This window comes from Salicola sp. AFF1 (assembly GCF_056783195.1).
Window position 1 is genome coordinate 1 of sequence record NZ_JBXAYL010000107.1, and the last position, 914, is coordinate 914.

Annotated in this window: 2 protein-coding genes; one reads left to right on the top strand and one right to left on the bottom strand. The window is 58.5% G+C overall.

The features are described 5' to 3' along the window. On the top strand, positions 1 to 398 hold a 398-nt coding region (locus AC1RQI_RS16935), incomplete at its 5' end, for a helix-turn-helix domain-containing protein (RefSeq protein WP_481905786.1). A 351-nt stretch (positions 399 to 749) separates the two neighbouring features. Here AC1RQI_RS16935 and AC1RQI_RS16940 read toward each other — a convergent pair. After that, entirely contained in the window at positions 750 to 914 is a 165-nt protein-coding gene (locus AC1RQI_RS16940) for a T6SS immunity protein Tdi1 domain-containing protein (protein ID WP_481905787.1), read from the bottom strand.

A 914-nucleotide genomic window follows, 5' to 3' on the forward strand; every position in this document is an offset into this window, starting at 1 on the left:
TAATTCAGCTCATGCAAGACACCTCAGCAGTGAAACGCCTTGGTCAGCGCATCAAGCAGCTAAGGAAGGGCAAGGGATGGACCCAGAAGGAGCTGGCCCGATGCATCGATACCAGCCCGGCCCAGCTCAACAAGTACGAGTCCGGATTCAACACGCCCCCGCTGGATCGGCTGATTCTGTTGGCCGATGCCCTGGAGACCACGCTGGATTTTCTGGTCGCCGGTGGCGGGGAGGAGCCGCAGCAGGCGCCGGTCTACAACACCCGGCTCGTTCAGCGGCTCAAGGTCATTGAAACGTTTCAGGCAGAGGACCGGGAGATGGTGATCAAGCTGCTCGACGCCATGATTGCCAAGCACAATATGGAGCATACCGTGAAGTCCATGAGCGATAGCGGCTAAAGGCCGTCAAGACCCTGAGGATGTACTTTATCAGTACCTACGGATGTGCTTTTAGGTCCGCACCAGAAAACAGCGGGAGCCGCTAAAGGCTGTCAACCCCTTTCAGGGGAAAATAACCCGGTTCGGGATTACTCGATATCCGAGTAACGTCACGGCAGGCAAAACAACCAAGCGCCAGTGCTCTCCCTGGCAAGTCCCACCACTGGGCAGGTGGCGCGGCCCCGTCGGCATCCGTGCAAGTATGCATCCGTGCATGGGGGCTTGGTTATTGATCAGGTTAGTACTGTCATTCATACACCCCGGTTCCGGGGCCGCCGGGACAGGACTGGCGCCTTTCTGGCTTTCAAGCCCTTAATCCACGTCCACCTCGACCCCGGCGAACGGGATCTTCGGCGGGGCCATCTGGCGCAGGATCGTCAGGTGAATATCCAGGTTCAGCTTCGCCAGGTTGTTCACGGACCACTCGCCGCCTGTAATCAAGGCCGGCTCAAAAGCATACACCTCATCCGGCCCCAG